Source organism: Dactylosporangium sp. CS-047395, assembly GCF_050942185.1.
Taxonomy (GTDB): Bacteria; Actinomycetota; Actinomycetes; order Mycobacteriales; family Micromonosporaceae; genus Dactylosporangium.
In genome coordinates this window covers 4925910-4943782 of record NZ_CP192015.1, presented here as the reverse complement: position 1 = coordinate 4943782, position 17873 = coordinate 4925910, and the positions used below count along the sequence as shown (strand labels likewise).

The following is a 17873-nucleotide window of genomic DNA, read 5'->3' as shown; positions in this document are numbered from 1 at the left end:
ACCGGCTCGGGCAATCCTTGACAACGTGTCAGAGTTTGGCTAAAGCTTACAGCATGTCAAAGATTGAGCGGCCTCGGTACGGTATCGACGCCCCACCGATCCCGGCCGTCCTGGGCGCGGCGGGGCTGGCGGCGATCGCGGGTTCGGTCTGGTGGCCCGGCGGCCGGGTCCCGCTGGCGGTGGCCGGCGCGGTGCTGGTGGCCGGCGCCGGGATCTACCTGCACACCACGCTGCGGGGCAAGCTGCGCGCCTGGAACGGCATCCTGGACCGCGCCGGCCTCGCGGGCGACGAACGCCTGCTGGATCTCGGCTGCGGCCGTGGCGCCGTGCTGATCGCGGCCGCGCAACGGCTCCCGCGCGGCCGCGCCGTCGGCGTGGACCTGTGGACGGCCGACCAGAGCGGCAACCGCCCCGAGACGACCCTCGCCAACGCGGCCGCGGCCGGGGTCGCCGACCGGGTCGAGGTGCACACCGCCGACCTGACCGCGCTGCCCTTCCCGGACGCGTCCTTCGACGTCGTCACCAGCGCGATGGCCATCCACAACATCCCCTCGCCGGAGGGCCGCCGGCGCGCCCTCGACGAGGCGGTCCGCGTCCTGCGCCCGGGCGGCCGGCTGCTCATCGCCGACCCGTCGATGTTCGTCCGCCGCTACGCCGACCACCTGGGCCGCGGCTCGCTGCGCGGGCTGGGGGCGGGCTACTGGTACAGCGGACCCTGGATCTCCGTGTCGCTGCTCGACGCCTGAGGGTCAGTCCCCGACCGGCGGCGCCCAGCCGGGCCGCGGGATCAGGCAGAACGGGTGCCCGGCCGGGTCGGCGAACACGTGGTCCCCCGGCAGCGCCACCGCCCCGAGCGCCAGGACGGCGGCGGTGGCGGCGGCCAGGTCGTCGACCATCACGTCATGGTGCAGCTGCTGCGGTACCGCCGGATCGGGCCACGTCGGCCGCCGGTGTCCGGCCACGCGCCGGAAGGCCAGCCCCGACGTGGTGCCGTCGGCCGCGACGACCACGAAGTCCGCGGTCTCGTAGGTGACCGGCCGGCCGAGCAGGGCGCTGCTGGACGCCGAGGACGACATCGACGTGGTGGCCGAGGCCGGCGACGGCGCCGAGGGGGTCGCGCTGGCCCAGCGGCACCGCCCCGACGTCGTCCTCATCGACGTGCGGATGCCGCTGGTGGACGGCATCGAGGCGACCCGGCGGATCGCGGCCGACCCGTCCCTGGCGGCGGTGCACGTGGTCGTGCTGACCAACTACGGGCTGGACGAGTACATCCTCGACGCGCTGCGCGCCGGGGCCGCGGGCTTCCTGGTCAAGGACATCCTGCCGGAGGACTTCCTGCACGCCGTGCGGGTCGCGGCCCGGGGTGACGCGCTGCTGGCCCCGTCGGTGACGCGCAAGCTCATCGACCGGTACGTCGCCCAGCCGCCCCGGCCCGACCCGGCCGTCCTGCACCGGCTCACGACCCGCGAGCGCGAGGCGGTGGCGCTGGCCGCGCAGGGCCTGTCCAACGGCGAGATCGCCGCCCGCATGGCGATCAGCCCGGTGACCGCGAAGACCCACCTCAACCGCGCGATGACCAAGCTGCACGCCCGGGACCGGGCCCAGCTCGTCGTCATCGCCTACAGCGCCGGCCTCGCCGCCCCCGGCGCGCCCTGACACGGTCACGGGCGCTCGTAGCGGCGGTGCAGCAGGGTGGCGCGGGTGTGCGCGGCCTCGACCCGGGCCCGCGCGCCGGCGGCCGGCAGGATCTTCGTGGCCGGGACGGCCGTCGTCGCGCGGACGGTGAAGCCGGCCTCGTCGTGCCACATGTCGATGCGGTCGCACGCCTGGCGGGCCAGCCACAGGCCGATGCGGGCGCGGGGCCGGCCGTCGTCGCGGTCCGGGCGGTAGCCGGCGAGCGGGTCGGCGAGGCCCGGGCCGCGGTCGGTGACGCGGCACTCGACCTGGTCGGCGACGGCCCAGAGGGCGACGTCGACCGGGGGCGCGCCGTGCAGGTAGGCGTTGGTCAGGATCTCGTTGACGGCGGCGACGAAGTCGGCGCGCACCAGCGCGGGCAGGCCGGGCAGGGCCGCGCGCACCCGGGTCCGGATCGGGTCGAGGTCGTGGACGCCCGTCGAGCCGGTGACGTGCAGCCGCCGCGCGGAGCCCGGTGCGGGGACGGGGGCGGCCGGGGCGAGGGCGGACAGCAGCGCCTCGGGCTCGCGCCAGTCCGGGTTCGGCACCGGGCCGGCGTCGGTGAGCAGGTGCGGGTGGGCGGCCCCGGCCCAGAACCGGACGCGGTCCGGGCAGCCGGCGGGATAGGCGCACACGACGGTCACCGGATGCCCGGCCAGGGCGACGTTGCAGGCGGCCTCGAAGACGCCGGTGTTGTCGAATCCGGCCGGCCGGTCGCCGAAGTCGGGTTCGGCCACGATGGTGACGGGCTCGCCGGCGCGATGGCGGACGATCCTGCGGTACACGGCGACGGCGGCGGCCGGGCGGACCGCCGCGACGACCGGCTCGCCGGCGGTCACCACCGGGCCGGGCAGGGCGGCGACGGTCCGGGCGAGGTGGTCGGCGTCGCGGTAGAACAGCGCGTAGTGGCGCAGGTCGTCGGTCGGCACGTCCCTCCCCCGGCATCGCCCCTTCCTCCACCGTACGTGCCGGGGCCGTGCAATCGAGCGATGCCGACGGGCACGCACCGGATCGGGCAAGGCCGACGGGCCACCGCACGGCGACCTGACCGGTCGGGCGGGCCTGCCCGATCGGCCCATCTCCGGCCATCCAAGATCCGGTACCGTGCCCCGGTGCCCCGACCCTCGCGCGCGCCACTGCTGCTCGGCCTGCTCGCCGTTCTCGTCGCGCTCGGCGGCCTGGCGGCGCTCTTCCACGCCTTCGCGGTGGGCGTGCGCAATGCCCGGGTGGAGCCGTACCTGTCCGACCTGACCTCGGCCGATGCGCTCGCGGCGGCCATCTCCGGCAGCACGTTCGCGGCCCTGCTGCTGGCCGGCGCGGTGCTGCTGCTCGCCGGGCGCCCGGCCGGGCGCAGCGCGCTGATCTGGCTCTGCGGCACCGGAATCGCCCTGGTGCTGTTGCTGTCGTACACCTATCACCAGGCCATGTGGCCGGTCGGCTACGACTTCTGGATCGGGCCGCCGGCCTGGATCGGCGGCGCCGCCACCGCGCTCGTCGTGCTGGCCCTGGCGGCGGCCGCCGTCCTCTTTGGACACCCGGCGATCCGCGACGCCCTGCTCGACCCGGCGGAGGCGGTGCCGGCGCGCACGCCCGGCCGGTTGCGGCGCGCGGTGTGGCTGCTCGGGGCCGGCACCGCGGTCAGCCTCGGCGCGCTGATCGTCGCGCTGCGGATCGACCCGTACCTCGGCGACCGGCCCGGCGCCCTGCTCGTCTTCGGGCTGTTCGCCGTGCTGATCGGCGCGGGCGGGATCGTGGCGACCGTCGCGGCCGGCTTCGCGCGAGCGGGCCGGATCGCCGCCGCCCACCTCGCCCGCGGCGGCGGGGCGGTGCTGCTCGTCGGGCAGTGGCTGGCCCTGGGACTGACGCCGGAGTCGACGGTCATCTCCCTCGGGCGTTACGCCAACGCCGGCGGGATCTCGGCCCCGCTCGGCATCACGTTGTACGTCCTGTGCCTCCTCGGCGTCCTCTCGTCCCTCGTCGCGCTGGCCGGCCTGGCCGACCCGCGCACCGAGCGGTTCATCCGCGCGGCCGAGGAGCACCGCAACAGCCAGTGGGCCTCCTGGTCGAGCCCGGCCCCGGTCGCTCAGTAGCCGATCGCGACCGCCGCGACCGAGCGCAGGTAGGCGGCGTCGTTGGCGGCCACGTACAGGTCGCTCAGGTCGCGGGGCGAGTCGTGGAACAGGATGCCGTACAGCGTGACGGCGTCGAGGTAGATCGCCCGGTCGTGGGGGTGCTTGCCGTCCGGCACGATCAGGTAGGACGGGCCCCGCTCGGCCGCGACGGTCTCGAACTCGTCGCCGATCGGGGCCAGCAGGTTCGGGGTGTGCAGGGCGGTCGACAGTGCCGCGTAGCCGGTGTCGATGGCGGTCTTGGCGGCGGCCCGCGAGGCGAACGGATCCGGGTCGACGAGGGCCCAGTTCTTGAACAGCACGACCCGCCCGCCGGGCTTGAGGGCGCGGGCGAAGGTCGGCTCGTACGTGTGCAGCAGGGTGCGCAGCGCGTCGGCCGGGCTCAGCGCGACGAACGTGCTGTACTCCTGCAACACGATGTAGTCGTAGCGCTTGGTGCCGTCGAGGGCCGGGCCGACCAGGCCGTCGTCCCAGGAGTGTTGCAGCGTGTAACCGGAGTGGATGACCTGGGTGACGTTCAGCGTGCGGCCGCGGGTCGTGGCCAGGTGCCGCACCAGCTGCGGGGTGTTCTCGCCGGACGCCTTGGTGAACGTGCCGAGCAGGCTGTTGCCGACGAACAGCACGTCGAGCGGGGCACCGGCGGCCGCCGAGTCCGTCACCGTGAAGCGCACCGTGCGGCGGTCGCCACGCTCGGTCACCACCGTCAGGGTGTACTCGTCGGGCGTGGCCAGCAACGGGCAGTCGACGTAACCCTGCGGCCCGGTGGCGGTGAAGCTGCCGCCGCTCGCGCCGGTCAGCGTGAACGTCGCGGCGCCGGTCGACTCGGCCTGCAGGCCCAGGTCGCGCCCGGCCAGCCGGCTCAGGTCGACCACGGTGCCGTCGGTCAGCGGGCTCAGCCCCAGCACCGGGCGGTGCGTGGCGTCGTTCACCAGCGCCACCCCGCCGACGGTGCGCGACGAGGCGGCGGCCCCCGCGGACACGGGCGCCGTTCCCGGCCCCAGCGCGACGACGACGATCGCGGCGATCCCAAGCACGGCGGCGATCCAGAGCCGGTGACGGTACGGCATCGTGCGGTGACTCCCTGAGCAGACGAACAATTTCGTCCGCTAAGGGTGTTTTCAACCGCGTTCCGTGTCAATCGCGCAACCGGCTCCAGTTCGCCGCGCCGACGGCTGAAGTCACGCGAAGATGCTGCTGAACGGGGTCTGCGGGCGGGGCAGCGGCCGGCCGTCCACCGTCAGGTCGACCGCCTCGTTGTAGAACGCGATGAGGCCCTGGATCGCCCCGACGGCCGGCAGCGGCTCGTCGTAGTACCAGGCGACGTCCCGCGGCCCGTCCCCGGGCTCGCGCAGCGTCCAGTACGCGGCCGTGCCCTTGTACGGGCAGCCCGTCCGCAGGTCCGAGCGCTCGAACAGGTCGAGCCGCACGTCGGCCGGGGGGATGTAGTACCGGATCGGCAGCGAGGTCTCGAAGACCAGCACCGGCGCGTGCGTGTCGGCCACGACCGTGCCGCCGATGGCGACGACCACGTGCCGGCTGCTGGCGATGGCGTCGACGCGCTTGTGCGGGTCGCGCGGGTGGATGAAGATCTCCTCTTCCTCCTCGTACCAGCGCGCCGCCTTCCACGCGACCACGAGGTGCCCGGCGAGCTCCGGGTCGGCGTGGCGCCACGCGGCCCGGACCACCCGCTCGTCGCCGACGACCAGGTCGAAGTGCGGCCCGGACGGGTGCAGCAGATCGAGCCGCACGTCGGCGTCCGGGAAGGCGTAGCGCGGCACCGGCCGGTCGTCGTCCCAGACGAGGACCGGCGCGCGGCTGTCCACAATGGTCACGTCGCCGTGGCGGCCGCGGACCCAGCGCTCACTCGGCTCCCACCGCATCACGGCTCCCGGATCTCGAAGGTCGTCGTCAGGGTGGCCGACGAGGAGCCGCCGGCCCAGACGTCGAACGTGGCGGCGTCGAGCACCCAGTCCCGCACGGCCGGGTGCCAGTACTGTCGCTGCCGCGGCCCGACGGTGAAGGACACGCGCCGCGTCTCGCCCGGGTTCAGCTCGATCCGCTCGAACCCCTTCAGCTCGCGCACCGGGCGCGAGGCGCGGCCGTGGCGCTGGTGCAGGTACAACTGGACGACCTCGGGGGACGTGCGCTGTCCGGTGTTCGTCACGTCGACGCTCACCGTCACGGTGTCGTCGGGCCCGGCGGTGGCGGGTTCGACCGTGAGCCCGTCGTAGGTGAACCGGCCGTAGCCGAGGCCGTGGCCGAACGGGAACAGCGGCGTGCTCTCCTCGTCCCAGTAGCGCTTGAACTGGTGCTGCGGCTCGTGGGAGCGGGTGTGGCCGAGGAACATCGGGACCTGGCCCACGGTGCGGGGCCACGTGAACGGCAGCTTCCCGCCCGGCGCGTGCGCCCCGAACAGCAGATCGGCGACGGCGTGCCCGCCCTGGCTGCCGGGGTACCAGATGTCCAGGATTGCGGGCACGTGCCCGGCCGGCCAGCGCAGGTCGAGCGGGCGGCCGTTCATGACGAGCAGGACCGTCGGGGTGCCGGTGGCCACGACCGCCTGGATGAGCTCGAGCTGGCGGCCCGGCAGCTCCAGCGAGGAGCGGGAGGCCGCCTCGCCGATCATGTTCTGGTGCTCCCCCGCCACGACGACCGCCACGTCCGCCGCGGCCGCCACCTCGACGGCCCGCGCGAACTCGGCCTCCTCGTCGAAGCCCGCCGGGTCCTCGGGCCGGTTGCCGCCGAACATGTCGAACATGGACGGATAGGTCCGCTGGCTCACCGCCACGCCCCGGGCGTGCTCGACCCGCACGCCGTCGCCCACCGCCCGGCGGATGCCCTCCAGGACGGTGACGGTCTCGTCGAGGTCGAAGTCGAAGACCCACGGGCCGAGCGTGTCCCGCTTGGAGTCCGCGAGGGGCCCGAGCACGGCGATGGAGCCGAGCGCGCCGGCGTCCAGCGGCAGGAGGTCGCCTTCATTGCGCAGCAGTACCGCACTGCGCCGCGCCGCCACCCGCGCCGCCTCGCGGTGCGCGGGGTCGGCCAGCACTTCACGCGCCCGGTCCTCGTCCACGTACGGCTCGTCGAACAACCCGAGCCGCTGCTTCGCGGCCAGCACCCGCCGCACGCTGACGTCGACCGCATCGTCGATCCCGGCGGCCGGCAGGTGCACGTACACCGGCTCCGACACCGCCATCTCCAGGTCCACCCCGGCCAGCAGCCCGCGCGACGCGGCCTCGGCGGGCGTGGCGGCGAACCCGTGCGTCTCCAGGTTCTTGACCGCGTTGGCGTCGCTGACCACGAAGCCCTCGAAGCCCCACGTGTCGCGCAGCACCTTGGTCAGCAGCCAGTGGCTGCCGGAGGCGGGGACGCCGTTGAGGTCCATGTAGGCGGTCATGATGTTGCCCGCCCCGGCCTCGACGGCGGCCCGGAACGGCGGGAGGTAGGTGTTCCAGAGCTCGTACTCGGAGATGTTGGCCTCGTCGTAGTCGCGCCCGCCGAGCGCCGCGCCGTACCCCGCGAAGTGCTTCGGCCCCGCGATGATCCCGCCGCTCTGGAAGCCGCGCACCTGGGCCGCGGCCACGGCGGCGCCCAGGAACGGGTCCTCGCCGGCGCCCTCGATGATGCGGCCCCAGCGCGGGTCGCGGGCGATGTCGACCATCGGCGCGAACGTCCAGTGGATGCCGACCGCGCGCGCCTCCCGCCCGGCGACCGCCTGCCCGCGCTCGATCGTCTCCAGATCCCAGGAGGCGGCCATCGCGATCGGCACCGGGAAGATGGTCCGCAGCCCGTGGATGACGTCGAAGCCGAACAGCACCGGCACGCCGAGCCGGTTGCCCTCGATGCCCAGCCGCTGCAGCCGGTTGATCTCGGCCGGGTCGGTGACGAACAGCAGCGCGCCGGCCCCGCCGCGGGCCAGCGCGGCCTCGACCTCGCGGGGCTGCTCGCCGGCGTCGACGCCGAGGGCCGGATCGGCCTCGCCGGGAAGCGTGAAGTAGAAGTACTGGGTCAGCTGCCCGGCCTTCTCCTGCGGCGTCAGGCCCGCCAGGAGCGCCTCGACCCGCTCGCCCTCGTGCGTCATCGGGGGCTACCTCACCTTCTTGATCGGCAGTACCACCAGCGCGCCGACCAGTGCCGCGACCCCGGCGCTGTACAGCAGCAAGGTGTAATTCTGGTTCGCCGCGCTGCCGATCGCCAGCAGTGCCGCGCCGAAAACGGGTGCGACGGTCTGTGGCAGCGCGTTGGCGATGTTGAACACGCCGAGGTCCTTGCCGGAGTCGTCCGGGTTGGGCAGCACGTCGACGACGAGCGCCAGGTCGACGCCGACGTAGATGCCGTAGGCGACGCCCATGACCGCCTCGACGACGTAGAACTGCCCGATCGTCGTGACGTGCGCGAGGGCCACGATGCCGACGCCGAACAGCAGCGTCGAGCCGGCCACGAGCATCTTGCGGCGGCCGGTGCGGTCGGAGATCTTGCCGGCGATCCAGCCGGAGGCGACGAGCGCGATGGTGTACACGAGCACGCCGATCGTCACCGCCGCCGGCGCCGCGTCCTCGCTCAGCCCGAGCTCGTCCTGCAGGAAGAACAGCCGGAACGTGGTGAACATGAACGTGGCGAGCGTGATGAGGAACCGCGACGCCCAGGCGAGCGCGAAGTCGGGGTGCTTGACGGGGTTGAGCCAGAACGTCGAGAGCCATTCCTGGACGTTCATGGGCGGTGGCCGTACCGGCAGCCGCTGATCGGGCAGGATCACGGCGAAGAGCAGCATGGCCCCGATGGACAGGATCGCCGGCACCACGAACATGATGACGATCTGGTGCTGGAACAGCTGGGCGATGTAGGTGCCGCCGAGGATGCCCACGTTCTGCGCGATGCCGACGAGGGCCGAGACGCTGCCGCGCTGGAACTGCGGCACCTGGTCGGAGATGGTGGCGATGAACGGCGCGAGGGTCGCGTTGGCGCCGAGCTGGGCCAGGCACCACCCGGCGGTCACCACGGCGACGGTCTGGCCGAGCGCCATCACGAGCAACGCCACGGTCATGACGACGGTACCGCCGACGATCCACGGCCTTCGCCGCCCGAACCGCGACGTGGTGCGATCGGAGAACCGTCCGAACAGCACGTTGCCGACCACCGCGAACAGGGCCCCGAATCCGGCCACGGTCCCCAGGGCGGACGTCTTCTGCGTGTCGGGCACGATCTGCTGCACCTTGATGCCGATGCCGACGATGGCCGGGCCGAGCAGTGCCACGTAGAACACGAACTGGGCGAAGACCAGGCCGGCCACGTACCACCACGTGACCGGCCGCGACGGTGGGGCGAACCAATGATGCTCGTGCGGGTCCGCCTGCTGGCTCATGTCCGCCTCCCTCCCCCGAACCACCCGAGGAAATCAGCGCCTGTCAATCGCCAGCGCCAACTACCCAGCCGCCGCCGTCCTATGCATCAGCGCACCCCGGCCACCGCCGCGTCCGGGCCGCCGCGCCAGAGGATGCCCGCCTCGGCGTACCCGGCCGCGCGCAGCGCCTCGAGGTGCCAGGCGACCGGCGGGGTGTGCTCCGCCGCGTGGCCAGACGGGTAGATCTCGTGCCGGCGGGCGACCAGGTCGGTCAGCTCCGGCACCGTGGCCACGTGCTCCCACCACCGGCTCCACGACAGGGCGGCCCCGGCGGCGTAGCGGGCGTTGCGGGTCGCCTCCTCGGTGGCGAGCAGGTTCTTGGTGAGCGTCGGCAGGTTGCCGTCGGGCATGTGGTCGGCGTTGACGAACACGCCGCCGGGGCGGAGCAGGTCGCGGATCTCGCCGTACAACCGCTGCACCCGCTCGGCCGGCAGCCAGTGCAGGGCGGTCGAGGTGAGCACGGCGTCGAACTCGCGGGACGGCAGGGCGGCGGTCCAGTCGGGGCCGGACAGGTCGGCGGAGACGACGGCGGCGCGGCCGGCCAGGCTGCCGGCGGCGATCGCGAGCAGGGCCGGGTCGAGGTCGAGCACAACCGCCTCGACGAACGGGAAGCGGCGCAGGGCGCGCAGGGTGATGGATCCGGTACCGCCGGCCAGATCGAGCAGCCGCACCGGACCCGGGCCGGCGGTGGCGGCCACGGCGTCGAGCATCGCGGCGAAGCGGTGCTCCCGGTCGGGCATGTACGCCTCCTGCTGGCGGTCCCAGCTCTCCTGCAGCGCGGCGGCGTCCACGATGGACAGTGTCATGACGGGATCCCTTCCAGGATGCGGTCGGCCCAGCGGGCCATGAGGGCCGGGTCGTGGGTGACGAGCAGGACGCCGGTGCCGAAACGGCGCTGGTGCCCGGTGATGACGGCGGCGACGTGCGCCTGGGTGGAGGCGTCGAGCATCGCCGTGGCCTCGTCGCAGAGCAGGTAGTCGGGCCGGTGGGCCAGGGCCCGGGCCAGGCAGGCGCGCTGCAGCTGCCCGTCGCTGACCGCGTGCGGCCGGCGGCGCAGCAGGTCCGGGGTCAGCCCGGCGGTGTCGGCCAGTTCCGCGACCCGCTCCCGCACCTCCGCCGACGGGCGGCGCAGCGCGCGCAGCGGCTCGGCGATGAGATCGGCGAGGCTGAGGCGGGGGTCGGCGGCGCCGCGCGGGCTCTGGAACAGCACGCCGATGCGGGTACGGGCGGCGACCGGGGCCCGGAAGCGCGCGCCGCCGACCGGCTCCCCGTCGAGGCTGACGTGCCCGTGCGACGGCCGGTGCAGCAGGGCCAGGACCCGCACGAGGGTGGACTTGCCGCAGCCGGAGGGGCCGCGCAGCCCGACCGTCTCGCCCGGCTCGACGCGGACGGTGGCCCGGTCGAGGACGGTCCGGCCGCCGTAGGCGACGGTGACCTCGTGCGCGCTCAGCCCAGCGGGTGGTGGCACGCGGCACCTCCCGTCCAGGCCGGCAGCGTGGCACAGCCGGCGTCGGCCCGGGCGCACCGCGGCGCGAACGGGCAGCCCGGCGGCAGTGCGGTGAGCATCGGCGGGTGGCCGGGGATCGGCGCGAACGCCCGGTCCGGCCGGGCGTCGAGCAGCGCGGCGGCGTACGGGTGGGCCGGCCCGGCGAAGAACGCGGCGGCCGGGCGGTGCTCGGCGACGCGGCTGGCGTACATGACGGCGACGGTGTCCGCGACCCGCTCGGCCGCCGCCAGGTCGTGGGTGATGAGCAGCACCGCGCCGCCGTCGTCGCAGCGGCGCCGCAGCAGGTCCAGGGTCTGGTCGGCGAGCGGCCGGTCCAGGCCGGAGGTGGGCTCGTCGGCGAGCAGCACCGCCGGATCGGGCGCGATCGCGAGCGCGGTGGCGAGCCGCTGGGCCATGCCGCCGGAGAGCTGGTGCGGGTACCGGTCCAGGTCGCCCGGTGCGAGCCCGGCCTCCTTCGCGACCAGGTCCGCGGCCATGTCCCTGCGGTGGACGCGGAGCGTCTCGGTGAGCAGCGACCGGCCGGTCCGCACCGGGGTGAGCGCGGTGGCCGGGCTCTGCGGGATCAGGCCGATGTCCCGGCCCCGGGCGAACGGCACGCCGTCCGCGAAGGACACCGAGCCGGTGACGACGGCGTTGGCCGGCAGCAGGTCCAGGATCGCGTGGGCGAGCACGGACTTGCCGCAGCCGGACTCGCCGACGACCGCCAGCAGCTCGCCCCGGCGCAGCGTGAGGCTCAGGTCGGTGACCGCCTGCACGTCGCCGTCGCGCCGCCGGAACCGCACCGAGAGCCCCGCGACGGTCAGCGCGCTCACAGCTGCAGCTCCGCCCGGACCCGCGGGTCGAGCCGGTCCCGCCAGCGGGCGGCGACCGCGGCGACGGCCAGGGTGACCACGACGATCCCGGCGCCCGGCGCGAGGCTGGCCCACCAGGCGCCGGTGAGCAGCGACCGCTGCCCGTCGTTGATCATGTTGCCGAGCGAGGCGAGGTGCGGCGGCAGGCCGAGGCCGAGGAACGACAGCGCGGTCTCGTGCCACACCGCGTGCGGGACCATGAGCGTGGTCGCGAGGGCCAGCCGGGGCAGCACGTGCGGCAGCAGGTGCCGGGTCAGCACGCGCATGCGGCCCGCGCCGCCGGAGATCGCCGCGTCGACGAACGGCCGGGTGCGCAGCGACAGCAGCTCGGCGCGCACGATCCGGGCCGTGGACAGCCAGTGCGTGAGGGCCACGGACAGGATGACGGCGCCGAGCCCCGGCCGCAGCATCGCCACGATGAAGATCCCGAGCAGCAGGTGCGGCAGGGCCGAGACGGTGTCGATGACCCGCATGAGGATCCGGTCGGTCCAGCCTCCGATGGTACCGGCGGCCGCCCCGACGATCCCGCCCAGCACCGCGGCCACGAGCGCGGCAACGGCCCCGACGAGCAGCGAGACGCGCAGCCCGGCGAGGGTGCGGTGGGCCACGTCCCGGCCGAGGTCGTCGGTGCCGGCGAGGTGGGTCCACGACGGCGGCTCGTTGGTCCGCTGCAGGGCGACGGCGCTCTCGTCGAGGGGCCACGCCGCCGGTACGAGCAGCGCGGCCGCGATGAGCACGGCCAGTACGACCGCGGCCTTAATCAAGGCGGATCCTCGGGTCGGCGGCGCGATAGGCCAGGTCGGCGAGGAGGTTCGCGGCGAGCACGACGGCCGTGGTGATCAGCGTGATCGCCGCCAGCAGCGGGAAGTCGCTGCCCAGGGCCGCGTGCACGGTCACCGCGCCGAGCCCGGGCAACGAGAAGACGGTCTCGACCAGCACCGCCCCGCCGACCAGTTCGGGCAGGTGGGCGCCGACGAGGGTGAGGAACGGCAGCAGCGCGGTGCGCAGCGCGTGGCCGAACAGCACGATCCGGCCGGGCAGGCCGCGGGCCCGGGCGGCGAGCACGTGGTCGTCGCGCAGGCTCTCGGCGACGGCGTCCCGCACGAACAGCAGGAACCACGGCGCCTGCGAGAGGGCGAGGACCGCGACCGGCAGCACCAGGTGGTGGACCACGTCACCGAAACGCGTGACGTCGGCCGCAACGTCGGTGAGCCCGCCGGCCGGGAACCAGCCCAGCACGAGCGCGAACACGGTGATCGCGGCGAGGGCGAGCCAGAAGACCGGCATCGCCTCGACGGCGTACGCGGCCGTGCGCAGTCCCCGGTCCAGCAGCCCGCCGCGCCGCCACGCCGCGAGCGTGCCCAGCACCAGGCTCGCGGTCAGCACCAGGGCGAGCGCGAGCGCGACGAGCAGCAGCGTCCAGCCGGCCCGGGCGGCGAGGACGTCGGCGACCGGCTCGTGCCGGGTGGTCGACCAGCCGAGGTCACCCCGCACCAGGTTGGTGATCCAGCGCCAGTACTGCACCGGCAGCGGATCGTCGACGCCCCAGTTCGCCCGCAGCTGGGCCAGGTTCTCCTCGCTGGCCGTAAATGCGGCCGATTTCGCGTATTGCTTGGCCGGGTCGTACGGCGACGCGGCGGCCAGCGCGAACATGCCCATGCTGGTGGCGATGAGCACGAGCAGCCGGGTCATGCCCTGGTCCAGGTGTGCAGGTTCCACCACAGGCTGTTGGCCACGTCGTGCTCGTGCGCCTCGACGCGGGGCCGCACACCGCGGACGGTCTCGCGCACGACGTAGGTGTGCTGGAGGTAGGTGAGGAACACCCACGGCACGTCGGCGGCGAGCGCGCGCTGGAACCGCAGGTAGGCGTCCTTGCGGGCGGCCGGATCGGCGTGATCGCGGCCGTCCTGCAGCGCCCGGTCGGCCGCCGCGGATGTGTAGTAGCCGGGGTTGAAGTAGGCCTGGCCGGCGAACCGGGAGCCGAAGAGCTTGTAGGAGACGAAATCCGGGTCGTACGGGGTGCCGTAGCCCATGATGAGCGCGTCGGTGCGCATCCGCGGGTCGATCGCGTCCCAGGTGAGCCCCTCCGGCCGCACCTCGATCCCGAGCCGCTTGGCGTCGGCGGTCAGCGCGAGCGCGAGCTCCTTGCGCAGGCTGTCGCTCGCCGGGTACATCACCGTGAACGCGGCCCGCTGCCCGCCCTTGGCCCGGATCCCGTCGCCGCCGGGCGTCCAGCCGGCCGCGTCGAGCAGCGCTTTGGCCGCGGCGGGGTCGGCGCTCGCCTTGCCGTTCAGGGCCGGGTCGGCGAACTCGGAGGTCGGCGGGATCGGCCCGAACGCGGGCTCGCCGGCGCCGCCGAGGATGCCCTCGACCATGGCCGCGCGGTCGACGCCGAGGTTGAGTGCCTTGCGCACGGCCGGATCCCCGGTGACCGGGTGCTGCATCGGGAGCATCACGCCGCGATAGTCCGCGGTCGGCACTCGGTGAACTGTCCCCTTGTTGAAGCCGTTCGCCAGTTTCGGCGGCAGCTCGGCGGCGTCGAACTCGCCGGCCCGGGTGCGCTGGGCCCGCACGTTGTCGTCGGGCACGAACGCCACCACGACGCGCTCGTTCGCCGGCCTGCCGCCGAAATACCGCGGGTTGGCCTTGAGCACCAGCCGGTCCCCGGCCGTCCAGGAGTCCACAGTGTACGGTCCGGTGCCGATCGGCGCGCGGTTGAACCCGGCCCGGTTGAGGTCCTGCCCGCGCAGCGCCTCCGCCGGCACGATCCCGAGGGTGAGGCGCTGGACGAAGGGTGCGTAGGCGTACTTGAGCGCGAAGACCACAGTGGACGGATCGGGCGCGCTGACCGTGTCGAGCATGTCGAGGTCGGAGCGCAGCGTCGAGTCGACTTTGGGGTCGAGCACCGCCTGATAGGTGAAAACGGCGTCTTCCGACGTGAACGGCGAGCCGTCGTGGAACGTCACGTCCTCGCGGAGCTTCGCGGTGACCGTCCGGCCGTCGGCGGAGACGCTCGGCAGCTCCCGGGCGAGGGCCGGGACGAGCCGGTTCTCCGCGTCGCGGGCGACGAGGCCGTCGAAGATCAGCGAGGCGCCGTCGACGCCGTAGTTGAGAACCGGGTTGAGGGTGTCGGGCTCGCCCGCGGTGGCGACCACGATCGTCCCGCCGTCGGCCGGTTGGGGCTTGCCGCACGCGGACAGGGCGAGCACTGCGGCGCACGCCGCCAGGGCGGCCAGGAGTCGCATGTGGCAACCCTTTCGCACTTGCAACACTTTTGCAATAGGCATCCGTTGGTAAGGTGCCCGCATGCGCAGCGTCGTCCTCGCGGTGATGCCGGCGCTCCTCGCCGGTTGCTCCACCGCCAGCCCCGCACCCCCGCCCCCGCCCTCGCCGTCCTACAGCCCGGTCCCGGTGGATCGCGTGCGCGGCTGCGCCGACAACGCGGGGATGAACCTCCCCGGCGGCGTGACGGCCGGACCGGTCCGCTTCGCGGCGCTCGACATCAGGTTCGGCGAGCCCATGGCGGACTATCCGGTGTCGGCGACCGGCTGGACCTCGCTGAAGATCGCGCTGTTCGTCCAGGCCGGCACCCGGGTCACCGTCAGCATCGCAGCGGAGCAGCGGGCCGAGGCGCGGCTGCTGTACCTGCCGGGTGAGGATTCGACCACCACGTTCGAGAGCTGCCCGGGCTCGGCGGAGACGGCGTTCCCCGGCGGGATCGCGGTCAAGGGGCCGATGTGCCTGCCGGTCGACGTCGCCTGGGCCGGGCAGACCGCCCGCGTGACCCTCGGGCTGCTCAGGGGCGGATGTTGACTTTCACCCAGGGTCAACCTTCAAGCTGGCACCCGGCGGCAATCCGGCCGCCGTGGGGGAAGGTGGGGGTGTCGATGGACGGGATTCGGTTGCGTGACGTGCCAGAGCAGCAGGTCGTGGCCGAGCGCCGGGTGGTGACCCAGGCCGAGCTGGAGGCGTGGCTGCCGGGGGCGATGGCCCGGGTCGCGGAGCGCGCGCGGGCGGCCGGCGGGCTGCTCGGCACCACCGACTGGCCGTTCCTGGAGCGCACCGGCCCGGACGAGCCGGTGTTCCTGGCCATCTACGAGGGCAACCCGAACGAGGCGCCGACCGAGGTCGAGGTGTGCGCGACCGTCGCCGCCGGCGGGGACCGCACCATCCCGGCCCACCGCGAGGCGTACCAGCGGGTGACCAAGGCCGACGTGACCAGCGGCGAGCTCGGCAAGGTGTACGAGGCGGTCGAGCGGTGGGTGACCGACAACGGGCTGGCGGTGGCCCGGGCGCCGCGGGAGACGTACTGGGCGGACTACGGCGCCGCGGCCGACGGCGACGAGGTGTTCGACGTCGCGTTTCCGGTGAGCTGATCGGGTGTACCCGGATCCGACGCTCGCGCGCATCGCCGAGGCGGTGCAGCTGCACCACGGCCGCGGCGAACCGGCGGCGGCCCGCGCGATGTTCGAGCGGATCTGGGCCGACATCGGCGGCGAGCAGGGGGATCCGCTGCACGTGTGCGTGCTCGCGCACTCCATGGCCGACGTACAGGACGACGTGCGCGAAGAACTGCGGTGGGACGAGCGGGCCCTGGCCGCCGTCGCGCTGCTCACCGAGGAGCGCGTGGCGGCGGCCGGGGTGCCGATGTCCGTCGCCGCGCTGCACCCGTCGCTGCACCTCAACCTGGCCGAGTGCCACCGCCGGCTCGGCGATCCCGGCCGCGCCCGCGAGCACCTCGAGGCGGCGCGGGCCGGGATGGGTGCCCTCGGCGACGACGACTACGGGCGGCTGATCCGCGGCGGCCTGGAGCGGCTCACGGGGCTGCTGGCTCCGCCGTGATGACGACGTTGTCGCGGTAGTGGCCGGTGGCCTTGTCGAACGGGCCGCCGCACGTGATCAGGGTGAGCCGGACCGGGCCGTCGCGGGCGAAGTAGCGGTCCAGGGGGATGCGGGTCTTCGGGTACACCTCCCGGGCCTTGACCAGAAAGCGGCGGACGGTGCCGTCGGTGCCGGTGACCGCGACCGGGTCGCCGGGGCCGAGGTCGCGCAGCCGGAAGAACGCGCCGCCGCCCTGCTTGGCGCTGTCCACGTGGCCGGCGATGACGATCGAGCCCGCCGTGGCCTCGAGGCCGGGGCCGAAGCGGTACCAGCCGACGACGTCGACGCTGGGCGGGACCGCGAAGTCACCGGCCTCGTCGACGCCGACGGGGTCGACCCGCGCGACCACGCCCAGCTTGTCGATGCGCAGCCCGGCCGGGGCGACCGGGGCTGCCGGCGCCGCGGTCGTCGGCACGGGCGCCGCCGCCGAGGAGCCGGCGGGGACCGCGGAGGAGCCGACCGGGGGCGGTGGCTGCTCGGCGCACGCGGTGATGCCCGCGGCCAGCGCGACCGCCGTGCCCGTGAGCACGGCGGTCCACGCGACCAGTCGGATTCGGGGCATCAACGCGCGGCGCGCGAACGGCGCAGCGCGGTCACGCCGGCCAGCGCGACGAGCAGGCCGCCGACACCGGCGAAGAGGACCCACGGCGACGGGCCCCGGTCGGCGGTGCCGCCGCTGCCGGAGTTGACGCCGCCGGGCGTGCCGTGCAGGCCGGTGATGGTCTGCGCGACGACGCCGAGCGTCTTGCCCTCGGCCGAGCCGACCGCGTACACGATGGTCGAGGTGCCCTCGGCGAGGTTCAGGTTCGCGGCGGGGATCGCCACGGTCGTGGTGCCGGCGAGCACGACGTCGGCACTGACGGTACCGGCGGCGAGGTCGGCTTTTGCCTCGTTGGGGTTGCTGAGGTTCTTGAACACCGGCTGGCCCCCGGCCCGCACGTCGACCGCGGGAGCGGCCGCGGTGTGCCGCACCACCAGCCGCGCCTTGCCCGCGGCCAGCTTCGACGTGTCGTTGACGAACGGCGTCAGGGTCGGCTTGCCGTCGGCGGTGAGGTGCGCGACGAGGCTGATGTTCGCGTCGCCGGGCACGGCCGCCTGGTCGACCTTGATGATCGGGCTGGTGACCGGGTCGCCGGGCTTCACGATCACGATGTCGTACTTCCCGGCCGCGAGCTCCAGCGGCCCGGCCACGGTCGACGGCTGGAAGTTGTCGAGGGTCTTCTTGCCGTTGACGTAGACGTCCACGGCCTGACCGGGAATGCCGTGCACGACCGACACCTTGCTCGTGGCGGCGGCGTGCACCGGCGGCGCGGCGAGGACGACGACCGCGGCGGCCAGGGCGGCGGCGGCGCTTCTCTTCAGGATTGTCACGCCGGAGGGTTCGCCCGCCGGCCCGCACGCAGATCCGTCGCGTTGGATGTTCCACAAAA

Annotated in this window: 20 protein-coding genes; 6 read left to right on the top strand and 14 right to left on the bottom strand. The window is 74.2% G+C overall.

Translation table 11 applies throughout. The annotated features are described in order from the left end of the window. The first annotated feature begins 53 nt into the window (after positions 1-53). Positions 54-746: a methyltransferase domain-containing protein gene (locus ACQP00_RS23270; protein ID WP_433222364.1), complete on the top strand. Its 693-nt coding sequence runs from the start codon at positions 54-56 to the stop codon at positions 744-746. Positions 747-749: 3 nt separating this feature from the next. Here ACQP00_RS23270 and ACQP00_RS23265 read toward each other — a convergent pair whose 3' ends face one another. Beyond that, complete coding sequence (locus ACQP00_RS23265; protein WP_433222362.1) at positions 750-1076, bottom strand: VOC family protein; 327 nt, start codon at positions 1074-1076, stop codon at positions 750-752. Between ACQP00_RS23265 and ACQP00_RS23260 the strand changes: the two genes are divergently transcribed. Next, the gene (locus tag ACQP00_RS23260) at positions 1030-1656 is read left to right on the top strand and encodes a response regulator (protein WP_433222360.1); all 627 of its coding nucleotides are present in this window, start codon (positions 1030-1032) and stop codon (positions 1654-1656) included. The genes ACQP00_RS23265 and ACQP00_RS23260 overlap by 47 nt on opposite strands. 5 nt (positions 1657-1661) lie before the next feature. Here the strand turns inward: ACQP00_RS23260 and ACQP00_RS23255 are convergent, their stop codons facing one another. After that, a complete protein-coding gene (locus ACQP00_RS23255; protein WP_433222358.1) occupies positions 1662-2603 on the bottom strand; it encodes an ATP-binding protein in 942 nt (313 codons plus the stop codon). Between the two features lie 183 nt (positions 2604-2786). On the opposite strand from ACQP00_RS23255, the gene ACQP00_RS23250 reads away from it, so the two are divergent. Then, on the top strand, positions 2787-3764 hold the full coding sequence (locus tag ACQP00_RS23250) for a hypothetical protein (RefSeq protein ID WP_433222356.1): 978 nt from the start codon (positions 2787-2789) through the stop codon (positions 3762-3764). On the opposite strand, the gene ACQP00_RS23245 is transcribed toward ACQP00_RS23250, so the two are convergent. The 10 genes from ACQP00_RS23245 to ACQP00_RS23200 all read right to left on the bottom strand — a co-directional run bounded on the left by ACQP00_RS23245 (position 3758) and on the right by ACQP00_RS23200 (position 14807). Beyond that, the gene (locus ACQP00_RS23245; protein ID WP_433222354.1) at positions 3758-4870 is read right to left on the bottom strand and encodes a hypothetical protein; all 1113 of its coding nucleotides are present in this window, start codon (positions 4868-4870) and stop codon (positions 3758-3760) included. The genes ACQP00_RS23250 and ACQP00_RS23245 overlap by 7 nt on opposite strands. Positions 4871-4981: 111 nt before the next feature. Continuing rightward, complete coding sequence (locus tag ACQP00_RS23240) at positions 4982-5683, bottom strand: DUF427 domain-containing protein (RefSeq protein ID WP_433222352.1); 702 nt, start codon at positions 5681-5683, stop codon at positions 4982-4984. Then, positions 5683-7884 (bottom strand): glycoside hydrolase family 3 N-terminal domain-containing protein, encoded by a 2202-nt coding sequence (locus tag ACQP00_RS23235; RefSeq protein ID WP_433222350.1) that lies wholly within the window; start codon positions 7882-7884, stop codon positions 5683-5685. The genes ACQP00_RS23240 and ACQP00_RS23235 overlap by 1 nt, the downstream gene beginning before the upstream one ends. Positions 7885-7890: 6 nt before the next feature. Next, positions 7891-9165 carry an MFS transporter gene (locus ACQP00_RS23230; protein WP_433222349.1) on the bottom strand — a complete coding sequence of 425 codons (1275 nt, stop codon included), beginning with the start codon at positions 9163-9165 and terminating at the stop codon, positions 7891-7893. A gap of 86 nt (positions 9166-9251) precedes the next feature. Further along, positions 9252-10010 (bottom strand): class I SAM-dependent methyltransferase, encoded by a 759-nt coding sequence (locus tag ACQP00_RS23225; RefSeq protein ID WP_433222347.1) that lies wholly within the window; start codon positions 10008-10010, stop codon positions 9252-9254. Then, a complete protein-coding gene (locus tag ACQP00_RS23220; protein WP_433222345.1) occupies positions 10007-10672 on the bottom strand; it encodes an ABC transporter ATP-binding protein in 666 nt (221 codons plus the stop codon). Before ACQP00_RS23220 ends, ACQP00_RS23225 begins: the two co-directional genes overlap by 4 nt. Further along, positions 10651-11523 carry an ABC transporter ATP-binding protein gene (locus tag ACQP00_RS23215; protein WP_433222343.1) on the bottom strand — a complete coding sequence of 291 codons (873 nt, stop codon included), beginning with the start codon at positions 11521-11523 and terminating at the stop codon, positions 10651-10653. The genes ACQP00_RS23220 and ACQP00_RS23215 overlap by 22 nt, the downstream gene beginning before the upstream one ends. After that, the gene (locus ACQP00_RS23210; RefSeq protein ID WP_433222341.1) at positions 11520-12326 is read right to left on the bottom strand and encodes an ABC transporter permease; all 807 of its coding nucleotides are present in this window, start codon (positions 12324-12326) and stop codon (positions 11520-11522) included. Before ACQP00_RS23210 ends, ACQP00_RS23215 begins: the two co-directional genes overlap by 4 nt. Continuing rightward, positions 12319-13254, bottom strand: a complete 936-nt coding sequence (locus ACQP00_RS23205; RefSeq protein ID WP_433222340.1) for an ABC transporter permease — start codon at positions 13252-13254, stop codon at positions 12319-12321. Before ACQP00_RS23205 ends, ACQP00_RS23210 begins: the two co-directional genes overlap by 8 nt. Then, positions 13251-14807, bottom strand: coding sequence for an ABC transporter substrate-binding protein (locus ACQP00_RS23200; RefSeq protein ID WP_433222338.1), 1557 nt, complete (start codon positions 14805-14807; stop codon positions 13251-13253). The genes ACQP00_RS23205 and ACQP00_RS23200 overlap by 4 nt, the downstream gene beginning before the upstream one ends. Before the next feature lie 61 nt (positions 14808-14868). Between ACQP00_RS23200 and ACQP00_RS23195 the strand changes: the two genes are divergently transcribed. The 3 genes from ACQP00_RS23195 (at position 14869) to ACQP00_RS23185 (ending at position 16404) form a co-directional block, all read left to right on the top strand. Beyond that, the gene (locus ACQP00_RS23195) at positions 14869-15375 is read left to right on the top strand and encodes a hypothetical protein (RefSeq protein WP_433222336.1); all 507 of its coding nucleotides are present in this window, start codon (positions 14869-14871) and stop codon (positions 15373-15375) included. 74 nt (positions 15376-15449) lie between these two features. Continuing rightward, the gene (locus tag ACQP00_RS23190) at positions 15450-15938 is read left to right on the top strand and encodes a hypothetical protein (protein ID WP_433222334.1); all 489 of its coding nucleotides are present in this window, start codon (positions 15450-15452) and stop codon (positions 15936-15938) included. A gap of 4 nt (positions 15939-15942) precedes the next feature. After that, positions 15943-16404 carry a hypothetical protein gene (locus tag ACQP00_RS23185; protein WP_433222332.1) on the top strand — a complete coding sequence of 154 codons (462 nt, stop codon included), beginning with the start codon at positions 15943-15945 and terminating at the stop codon, positions 16402-16404. Here the strand turns inward: ACQP00_RS23185 and ACQP00_RS23180 are convergent. Both ACQP00_RS23180 and ACQP00_RS23175 read right to left on the bottom strand, forming a co-directional pair. Further along, the gene (locus ACQP00_RS23180; RefSeq protein ID WP_433222330.1) at positions 16379-17005 is read right to left on the bottom strand and encodes a class F sortase; all 627 of its coding nucleotides are present in this window, start codon (positions 17003-17005) and stop codon (positions 16379-16381) included. The genes ACQP00_RS23185 and ACQP00_RS23180 overlap by 26 nt on opposite strands. Next, positions 17005-17814 (bottom strand): DUF4397 domain-containing protein, encoded by an 810-nt coding sequence (locus ACQP00_RS23175; protein ID WP_433222328.1) that lies wholly within the window; start codon positions 17812-17814, stop codon positions 17005-17007. Before ACQP00_RS23175 ends, ACQP00_RS23180 begins: the two co-directional genes overlap by 1 nt. Between the last annotated feature and the right edge of the window lie 59 nt (positions 17815-17873).

What these genes read in the sequence shown, in the direction of transcription:
- ACQP00_RS23270 (WP_433222364.1), top strand. Translation starts at nt 54, where the DNA reads ATGTCAAAGATTGAGCGGCCTCGGTACGGTATCGACGCCCCACCGATC.
- ACQP00_RS23265 (WP_433222362.1), bottom strand. Translation starts at nt 1,076, where the DNA reads ATGTCGTCCTCGGCGTCCAGCAGCGCCCTGCTCGGCCGGCCGGTCACC.
- ACQP00_RS23245 (WP_433222354.1), bottom strand. Translation starts at nt 4,870, where the DNA reads ATGCCGTACCGTCACCGGCTCTGGATCGCCGCCGTGCTTGGGATCGCC.
- ACQP00_RS23240 (WP_433222352.1), bottom strand. Translation starts at nt 5,683, where the DNA reads ATGCGGTGGGAGCCGAGTGAGCGCTGGGTCCGCGGCCGCCACGGCGAC.
- ACQP00_RS23235 (WP_433222350.1), bottom strand. Translation starts at nt 7,884, where the DNA reads ATGACGCACGAGGGCGAGCGGGTCGAGGCGCTCCTGGCGGGCCTGACG.
- ACQP00_RS23230 (WP_433222349.1), bottom strand. Translation starts at nt 9,165, where the DNA reads ATGAGCCAGCAGGCGGACCCGCACGAGCATCATTGGTTCGCCCCACCG.
- ACQP00_RS23225 (WP_433222347.1), bottom strand. Translation starts at nt 10,010, where the DNA reads ATGACACTGTCCATCGTGGACGCCGCCGCGCTGCAGGAGAGCTGGGAC.
- ACQP00_RS23205 (WP_433222340.1), bottom strand. Translation starts at nt 13,254, where the DNA reads ATGACCCGGCTGCTCGTGCTCATCGCCACCAGCATGGGCATGTTCGCG.
- ACQP00_RS23200 (WP_433222338.1), bottom strand. Translation starts at nt 14,807, where the DNA reads ATGCGACTCCTGGCCGCCCTGGCGGCGTGCGCCGCAGTGCTCGCCCTG.
- ACQP00_RS23195 (WP_433222336.1), top strand. Translation starts at nt 14,869, where the DNA reads ATGCGCAGCGTCGTCCTCGCGGTGATGCCGGCGCTCCTCGCCGGTTGC.
- ACQP00_RS23190 (WP_433222334.1), top strand. Translation starts at nt 15,450, where the DNA reads ATGGACGGGATTCGGTTGCGTGACGTGCCAGAGCAGCAGGTCGTGGCC.
- ACQP00_RS23180 (WP_433222330.1), bottom strand. Translation starts at nt 17,005, where the DNA reads ATGCCCCGAATCCGACTGGTCGCGTGGACCGCCGTGCTCACGGGCACG.